General features: G+C 69.1%; 9 protein-coding genes. 7 read left to right on the top strand and 2 right to left on the bottom strand.

From position 1 onward, the window contains the following. From ACWGIG_RS34490 to pstB, 6 genes are all read left to right on the top strand, one after another. Nucleotides 1-667 (top strand): CHAD domain-containing protein (locus ACWGIG_RS34490; RefSeq protein ID WP_453325641.1); only part of this gene is annotated, 667 nt, incomplete at its 5' end. Continuing rightward, nucleotides 664-1,122: an NUDIX hydrolase gene (locus ACWGIG_RS34485; protein WP_453325640.1), complete on the top strand. Its 459-nt coding sequence runs from the start codon at nt 664-666 to the stop codon at nt 1,120-1,122. The genes ACWGIG_RS34490 and ACWGIG_RS34485, both read left to right, overlap by 4 nt. 324 nt (nt 1,123-1,446) lie before the next feature. Further along, nucleotides 1,447-2,580, top strand: coding sequence for a phosphate ABC transporter substrate-binding protein PstS (pstS, locus tag ACWGIG_RS34480; protein WP_453325639.1), 1,134 nt, complete (start codon nt 1,447-1,449; stop codon nt 2,578-2,580). Nucleotides 2,581-2,766: 186 nt separating this feature from the next. Further along, complete coding sequence (pstC, locus tag ACWGIG_RS34475) at nt 2,767-3,768, top strand: phosphate ABC transporter permease subunit PstC (RefSeq protein ID WP_453325638.1); 1,002 nt, start codon at nt 2,767-2,769, stop codon at nt 3,766-3,768. Further along, nucleotides 3,765-4,841: a phosphate ABC transporter permease PstA gene (gene pstA, locus ACWGIG_RS34470; protein ID WP_453325637.1), complete on the top strand. Its 1,077-nt coding sequence runs from the start codon at nt 3,765-3,767 to the stop codon at nt 4,839-4,841. Before pstC ends, pstA begins: the two co-directional genes overlap by 4 nt. 31 nt (nt 4,842-4,872) lie before the next feature. Beyond that, the gene (gene pstB / locus ACWGIG_RS34465) at nt 4,873-5,649 is read left to right on the top strand and encodes a phosphate ABC transporter ATP-binding protein PstB (RefSeq protein WP_453325636.1); all 777 of its coding nucleotides are present in this window, start codon (nt 4,873-4,875) and stop codon (nt 5,647-5,649) included. Between the two features lie 129 nt (nt 5,650-5,778). Here pstB and ACWGIG_RS34460 read toward each other — a convergent pair whose 3' ends face one another. Further along, the gene (locus ACWGIG_RS34460) at nt 5,779-6,777 is read right to left on the bottom strand and encodes an anion permease (RefSeq protein WP_453325635.1); all 999 of its coding nucleotides are present in this window, start codon (nt 6,775-6,777) and stop codon (nt 5,779-5,781) included. Nucleotides 6,778-6,781: 4 nt separating this feature from the next. Beyond that, nucleotides 6,782-7,402 (bottom strand): DUF47 domain-containing protein, encoded by a 621-nt coding sequence (locus ACWGIG_RS34455; RefSeq protein WP_398423448.1) that lies wholly within the window; start codon nt 7,400-7,402, stop codon nt 6,782-6,784. A 193-nt stretch (nt 7,403-7,595) separates the two neighbouring features. On the opposite strand from ACWGIG_RS34455, the gene ACWGIG_RS34450 reads away from it, so the two are divergent. After that, nucleotides 7,596-7,949, top strand: coding sequence for a metal-sensitive transcriptional regulator (locus ACWGIG_RS34450; RefSeq protein WP_453325634.1), 354 nt, complete (start codon nt 7,596-7,598; stop codon nt 7,947-7,949). Nucleotides 7,950-7,959 lie beyond the last annotated feature (10 nt).

The raw sequence follows: 7,959 nt of genomic DNA, 5'->3' as shown, positions 1-7,959 counted from the left end.
CGCTCCGGCCTCCGCCACTCCGGCCTCCGCCGCTCCGGCCTCCGCCGCTCCGGCCTCCGCCGCTCCGGCGCCCGCCGCTCCGGCGCCCTCGCGCGAGAGCGCCCTCGGCATCGCCCGTGCCGGGGCCCTCCTGGAGCGGCAGCTCACCCTGGCCCGTACCCGCGCCCACTCCGCCGCCCTCCAGGCCCTCGGCTCCTCCCGTTTCCACGCGGTCGCCGACGCCGTCGCGCTGCTCGCCTCCGACGCACCGGTCGAGCCGGGCGACCCCGCCCCGTACGCCGCACTCGCCGAGCACCGGCTGACCGAAGCGGTGGCCGCCCTTCCGCTGGGGCGCGCGGCCCGCCCGTACAACTCGGAGGCCGTCCACGAGGGCCAGGACTCCCCCTGGCACCAGGTCCGTCTCCTGCTGCGCCTGCACCGGTACGCCCAGGAGGTCACCGGCCGCGACACCACCGCCCTCGCCGAGGCGAGCCGCACCCTGGACGTGCACCGCGACGCGGCGGAAGCGGCCTCCGCGGCGGCGGCCTCGGCCCGTACCGCCCGCATCGCACCCGCTACGGCGTACGCGCTCGGGGTACTCCACTCCGAGCAGCGCCACGAGGTCGAGGCGGCCCGCTTCGCCTTCCAGCGGCAGTGGCGGCGCACGACGGAAGTGGTCCGCGGATGAACGAACCGACAGGCAGCCGCACGAGCAGCCGCCCGAGCAAGGCGACGGGCAAGGGAATGGTCCTCGCCGCCGGCTGCGTCCTGTGGCGCCGCGCCCCGTACGACGACGAGATCGAGATCTGTCTCGTCCACAGACCGCGGTACGACGACTGGTCGCACCCCAAGGGCAAGCTCAAGCGCGGCGAGGACCCGCTGACCGGTGCGCTGCGCGAAGTGCTGGAGGAGACCGGGCACCACTGCCGGCCGGGGGCCCGGCTCCCCTCCGTGCGGTACGTCGCGGGCGGCCGGCCCAAGAGGGTCGACTACTGGGCGGCCGAGTCCACCGGCGGCACCTTCGTCCCGGGCGACGAGGTGGACCGCATCCTCTGGCTGCCCCCGGTCACGGCCGGAAACCGCCTCACCGAACACCGCGACCGCGAGCTGATAGCCGCGCTGCTGCGCACGCTGCCCTTTTAGCCCGTCCAGCATCCCATCAGCCCGTCCGGCGTTTGAGGACGCGCGGCGCAGCCGTGCACGGGGCGCAGCCCCGAACCCAAGCCCCCACCGGCGCGAGCCATGACAACGCCCTCCCCCCGCCGCCCGCGCCGGCACCCCGCCGCCCGCCACGGTTCACCTCGCGTTCACTCTCCCCCGTAGGCCGCTTCACCTGATCTGCCTAATTTCGTACTTACAAGGTTCCCGGCGCGCAGCCGAGAGCCCCCCGTACTCACGTACACCCCATGACTCCACGCACGCCGCCCGCCCAAGGGACAGGCGGCACCCGGAAGGAACCAGAGAGTGATGAAGCTCCAGCGCAAGAACCGGCTCCGCGCCACCGCAGTCGGCGCCCTCGCCGTCTCCGGCGCCCTGCTCCTCACGGCGTGCGGCTCGGACAACAACAGCGGTGGCACCACCGGCGGCAACGGCAACAGCTCCGCCGCCAAGAACGTCAAGTGCGACGGCGCCAAGGGCAAGCTGCTCGCCTCCGGTTCCTCGGCGCAGAAGAACGCCATGGACCTCTGGGTCAAGAACTACATGGCCGCCTGCACCGGCGTGGAGATCAACTACAAGTCCTCCTCCTCCGGCGACGGCATCTCGAACTTCACCACGGGCACGGTCGGCTTCGCCGGTTCGGACTCCGCGCTGAAGCCCGACGAGGTCGAGGCGTCGAAGAAGGTCTGCAAGTCCGGCCAGGGCATCAACCTGCCGATGGTCGGCGGCCCGATCGCGATCGGCTACAACCTGCCGAACGTCGACAACCTCGTCCTCGACGCCTCCGCCACCGCCAAGATCTTCAACAGCCAGATCAAGAAGTGGAACGACCCGGCGATCGTCAAGCTGAACCCGGGCGTCAAGCTCCCGGACACGCCGATCCAGTCGGTGCACCGCTCCGGCGACTCGGGCACCACCCAGAACCTCGGCAAGTACCTGGGCAAGGCCGCCCCCGCCGACTGGAAGTACGAGGCCGAGAAGAAGTGGCCCGCCCCCGGCGGCCAGGGTGCGAACGGCTCCGCCGGTGTCGCGGCCCAGGTGAAGCAGGTGGAGGGCTCCATCGGCTACTTCGAGCTGAGCTACGCGACCTCGCAGTCCATCCCGACCGTCAAGGTCAGCACGGGTGCGGCGGCCCCGGTCGCCGCCAACTCGGAGAACGCCTCCAAGGCCATCGCCGCCGCCAAGATCAAGGGCACCGGCAAGGACCTGGCGCTCAGCCTGGACTACACGACCAAGGCCGAGGGCGCGTACCCGCTGGTCCTGGTCACGTACGAGATCGTCTGCGACTCCGGCAACAACGCCGAGTCGCTCGGCAACGTGAAGTCCTTCCTCGGCTACACCGCCTCCGACGAGGGCCAGAAGATCCTCTCCGAGAACGGCTACGCCCCGATCCCCGCCGAGATCAACACCAAGGTCCGCGAAACCATCGCCGGCCTGAAGTAACCCGGGCCGGGTGCGGAACGGATGGGCAAGGGGGCGGCCCCACGCGGAGCCGCCCCCTCACCACCGCCCACCCCCGACACCGCACCACCCGCCCACCCGCCCCACCCGCTCCATCCGGTGCACCGCCGCCCGGGAGCACAGCCCCCACCCGGGGCCCGCTCCCTCCCCAGACCGGAAAGACCCACCATGCCAACCACCGCAGCACCCACAGACTCCCCACCGGCACCTCCCCCGCCCGTCAAGGTCAAGGGCAAGGGATCCACCACCCGCCCCGGCGACAAGATCTTCCTGGGCCTCTCCCGCGGCTCCGGCATCCTCCTCCTCGTCGTCATGGCGTCCATCGCCACCTTCCTGACGGTCCGCTCGGTAGTGGCCATCTCGGGCAACGAGGGCAACTTCCTCACCACGTTCGACTGGAACCCGTCCGGTGACCCGCCGGTCTTCGGCATCGCCGTGCTCCTCTACGGCACCGTGGTCAGCTCGATCATCGCCATGGTCATCGCCGTGCCGATCGCCGTCGGCATCGCGCTCTTCATCTCGCACTACGCGCCGCGCAAGCTGGCCGCGCCCCTCGCCTACGTGGTCGACCTGCTGGCCGCCGTGCCGTCGATCATCTACGGCATCTGGGGCGCCCTCTTCCTCGTCCCGTACCTCGGCGGGCTGAACTCCTGGCTGGACGAGTTCCTCGGCTGGACGCTGATCTTCGAGAAGACCGAGGTCGGCCCCGCCCGCAACCTGTTCACCGTCGGCATCCTGCTCGCGATCATGATCCTGCCGATCGTGACCAGCGTGAGCCGCGAGGTCTTCCTCCAGGTCCCGAAGATGAACGAGGAAGCAGCCCTCGCCCTCGGCGCCACCCGCTGGGAGGTCATCCGCCTCTCGGTCCTGCCCTTCGGCCGCTCCGGCGTGATCAGCGCCTCGATGCTGGGCCTGGGCCGCGCGCTCGGCGAGACGATGGCCGTGGCCACGGTCCTCTCCCCCAACTTCCTGTTCTCCGGCCACCTGCTCGACGCGGGCGGCGGCACCTTCGCGCAGAACATCGCGGCGAAGTTCGACGAGGCCAACGAGTACGGGCGCGACGCGCTCATCGCCTCGGGTCTCGTCCTCTTCGTCCTCACCCTCCTCGTCAACGGCGCGGCGCGGCTGATCATCGCCCGCCGCAAGGAGTACTCGGGGGCCAACGCATGAGCCAGGCAACGATGACCCAGGACACGATCCCCGCCCCCTCCGCCCGTACGAACTCCCTCGCGGGCAAGAGCCTCCCGCGCTGGTCCCCGATCGGCTTCGGCGCCGTCTCGCTCGCCCTCGCGATCGGCCTCGGCACGGTCGCAGGCTGGCAGAGCAAGGTCCAGTGGGGCCTGCTGGCCGCCCTCTTCTTCGTCGTACTGACCTTCACGGCCAGCACCCTCGTCGAGGGCAAGCGCCAGGCCAAGGACCGCGTCGCCACCAGCGTCATGTGGGTCTGCTTCCTGCTCGCGATCATCCCGCTCGCCTCCCTCCTGTGGGTGACGGTCAGCCGCGGCATCAAGGTCCTCGACGGCTACTTCCTCACCCACTCGATGGCCGGCGTACCCGGCTTCGAAGCGGGCGGCGGCGTCTACCACGCCCTGATCGGCACCGTGGAGCAGGTCGGCATCGCCACCCTCGTCGCCGTGCCGGTCGGCCTGCTGACCGCCGTCTACCTGGTCGAGTACGGCAAGGGCGCGCTCGCCAAGGCCGTCACCTTCTTCGTGGACGTCATGACGGGCATCCCGTCGATCGTCGCGGGCCTCTTCCTCCTCTCGATCATGCTGATGTTCCAGCTCCAGCCCTCCGGCTTCATGGGCGCCCTGGCGCTCGCGATCCTGATGGTCCCGGTGGTCGTACGCTCCACCGAAGAGATGCTGAAGCTGGTGCCGAACGAGCTGCGCGAGGCCTCCCTCGCCCTCGGCGTACCGAAGTGGCGCACGATCCTCAAGGTGGTCCTGCCGACCGCCGTCGGCGGCATCACCACCGGCGTCATGCTGGCCATCGCCCGCATCGCAGGCGAGACCGCCCCGATCATGCTCCTCGTCTTCGGCTCCCAGCTGATCAACCCGAACCCCTTCGACGGCGCCCAGTCCTCGCTCCCCTTCTACATCTGGGAGCAGTACCGGGTGGGCAGCGAGGCGAGTTACGACCGCGCCTGGGCAGCCGCCCTGGTCCTGATCGCCTTCGTCATGATCCTCAACCTGGTGGCCCGCGGCATCGCCCGCTGGAAGGCTCCCAAGACCGGTCGCTGACGCGACAACCTGAAAGCGAAGTGACCGCATCATGGCAAAGCGAATCGACGTATCCGGCCTCTCGGCCTTCTACGGCACCCACAAGGCGATCGACGACATCTCGATGACCGTCGAACCCCGCTCCGTCACGGCCTTCATCGGCCCCTCCGGCTGCGGAAAGTCCACCTTCCTGCGCACCCTCAACCGGATGCACGAGGTCACCCCCGGCGGCCGCGTCGAGGGCAAGGTCCTCCTGGACGACGAGAACCTGTACGCGTCCAGCGTCGACCCGGTCTCCGTACGCCGCACCGTCGGCATGGTCTTCCAGCGCCCGAACCCCTTCCCCACCATGTCGATCTTCGACAACGTGGCGGCGGGCCTGCGCCTGAACGGCTCGTACAAGAAGAACGAGCTGGCCGACGTCGTCGAGAAGTCCCTCAAGGGCGCCAACCTCTGGAACGAGGTCAAGGACCGCCTCAACAAGCCCGGCTCCGGCCTCTCCGGCGGCCAGCAGCAGCGTCTGTGCATCGCCCGCGCGATCGCGGTGGAGCCCCAGGTCCTCCTCATGGACGAGCCCTGCTCCGCCCTGGACCCGATCTCCACCCTCGCCATCGAGGACCTGATCGGCGAGCTCAAGGAGCGCTTCACGATCGTCATCGTGACGCACAACATGCAGCAGGCCGCCCGCGTCTCCGACCGCACGGCCTTCTTCAACCTGTCCGCGGTCGGCCAGCCCGGCAAGCTGATCGAGATCGACGAGACGGAGCGGATCTTCTCCAACCCGTCCGTCCAGGCCACCGAGGACTACATCTCGGGCCGCTTCGGCTAGACCGTACGAGGCTCTCCCGAGCCTCCCCACACACTTGCGGTGCTGCATGGCGGTGCCACCGCAAGGCGAAAGGGCCCGCTCCCCGGTGCGAACCGGGGGGCGGGCCCTTCCTCCGTACAAGTGCTTTCTCTAGCCGAAGGCCAGCTGTACGCCCCAGAAGCTGACCGCGGCCACCAGTGCCGCCGCCGGCATCGTGATGAACCAGCCCATCACGATGTTCTTGGCGACGCCCCAGCGCACGGCCCGCGAGCCCTTCGTCGAGCCGACGCCCATGATCGCCGAGGTGATGACGTGCGTCGTCGAGATCGGCGCGTGGAACATGAACGAAGCCGTGTACATCACCGAAGCGGCGGTCGTCTCCGCCGCGAAGCCCTGCGGCGGGTCCAGCTCGATGATCCGGCGACCCAGCGTGCGCATGATGCGCCAGCCGCCCGCGTACGTACCGAGCGAGAGCGTCACCGCACAGGCGACCTTGACCCAGATCGGAATCGCATCGTCCTGGCCCTCGACATCGGCGATGACCAGCGCCATCACCACGATGCCCATGGTCTTCTGCGCGTCCTGGAGGCCGTGGCCCAGCGCCATGGCGGCGGCCGAGACCGTCTGGGCGATCCTGAAGCCCCGCTTCGCCTTGTGCGGGTTCGACCTGCGGAACATCCACATGATCGCGACCATCACCAGATAGCCGATGATCAGGCCCACGAAGGGCGACAGGAACATCGGGATGACGACCTTGGACAGGACGCCGCCCCAGATCACCTCGGTGCCCCCGGCCAGGGCCGCGCCCACCATCCCGCCGAACAACGCGTGCGACGAGGACGAAGGAAGCCCGAAGTACCAGGTCACGAGGTTCCACACGATCGCGCCGACGAGCGCGGCGAAAAGGATCGCCATGCCCTTCTGGCCGTGCGGAGTCTCGATGAGCCCCTCACTGACCGTCTTCGCGACGCCCTGCCCGAGGAAGGCACCGGCGAGGTTCATGACCGCGGCCATCGCGAGCGCCGCACGCGGCGTCAGCGCGCGCGTGGACACCGAGGTGGCGATCGCGTTCGCCGAGTCGTGGAAGCCGTTGGTGTACGTAAAACCGAGCGCGACAGCGATCGTCACGACCAGCGTAAAGGTGTCCACGAAGTCAGGACTCCTTGACGGCGATGGTCTCCACCGTGTTCGCCACGTGCTCGAAGGCGTCAGCGGCTTCTTCCAGCACGTCCACGATCTGCTTCAGCTTCAGCACCTCCATGGCGTCGTACTTGCCGTTGAAGAGCTGGGCGAGCAGCTTGCGGTGGATCTGGTCCGCCTGGTTCTCCAGCCGGTTGACCTCGATCCAGTACTCGGTGAGGTTGCTCATCGTGCGCAGCCCCGGCATGGCCTCGGCGGTCAGCACGGCAGCCCGCGCCAGCACCTCGATCTGCTGCTCGACGCCCTTCGGCAGCTCCTCCACCTGGTACAGGACGACCAGGTCGACGGCCTCCTCCATGAAGTCCATGATGTCGTCGAGCGACGACGCGAGGTTGTAGATGTCCTCGCGGTCGAACGGCGTGATGAAGGAGGAATTCAGCTGGTGGAAGATCGCGTGAGTGGCGTCGTCGCCCGCGTGCTCCGCTGCCCGCATCCGCTCCGCGATCTCGGCCCGGGCGGAGGAGTCCGCTCCAAGCAGTTCCATGAGGAGCTTGGAGCCCGTGACGATGTTGTCCGCTGATGCGGAGAACATGTCGTAGAAGCTCGTCTCCCGGGGGGTCAGACGAAAGCGCACGTGGGGTCCTCGGGGTGCATTGGATTCGGTCAGGCTGATGCTAGGCGCATCATCCGGCCACGGCTAACCGGCGTTCCTCAGTGTCGCCCATCGGGCAGAGTGGCGGGCAGGGACCCCCGCGGCCCGCCCCAGAGCCCCGTAGAATATACCCACGAGGGGTATTTCACCCCGCTGACCTTCCCTGGAGGACGCGATGACGACCACCGAAGAGGCGGCCGGCGTGACCACGCAGGACGCGGCATCGCCGACTCCGGCCCCTGCCACGACCCACGGCTACCACAAGCAGAAGGACGAACACCTCAAGCGCCTGCGCCGCATCGAGGGCCAGATCCGCGGCCTCCAGCGGCTCGTCGACGAGGACGTCTACTGCATCGACATACTCACCCAGGTCTCGGCCTCCACGAAGGCCCTCCAGTCCTTCGCCCTCCAGCTCCTGGAGGAACACCTGCGGCACTGCGTCGCGGACGCGGCGGTCAAGGGCGGGACGGAGATCGACGACAAGGTCGAGGAAGCGACGAAGGCGATCGCCCGCCTGCTGCGCACCTGATCCGCCGGGG

The organism is Streptomyces sp. NPDC054863, assembly GCF_053610825.1.
The sequence above is the reverse complement of the archived record's forward strand: the minus strand, read 5'-3'. Positions and strand labels throughout refer to the sequence as shown.

Coding starts and splice junctions, on each gene's coding strand:
- ACWGIG_RS34450 (WP_453325634.1), top strand. CDS start 7,596: ATGACGACCACCGAAGAGGCGGCCGGCGTGACCACGCAGGACGCGGCA.
- pstA (WP_453325637.1), top strand. CDS start 3,765: ATGAGCCAGGCAACGATGACCCAGGACACGATCCCCGCCCCCTCCGCC.
- ACWGIG_RS34485 (WP_453325640.1), top strand. CDS start 664: ATGAACGAACCGACAGGCAGCCGCACGAGCAGCCGCCCGAGCAAGGCG.
- pstS (WP_453325639.1), top strand. CDS start 1,447: ATGAAGCTCCAGCGCAAGAACCGGCTCCGCGCCACCGCAGTCGGCGCC.
- pstC (WP_453325638.1), top strand. CDS start 2,767: ATGCCAACCACCGCAGCACCCACAGACTCCCCACCGGCACCTCCCCCG.
- pstB (WP_453325636.1), top strand. CDS start 4,873: ATGGCAAAGCGAATCGACGTATCCGGCCTCTCGGCCTTCTACGGCACC.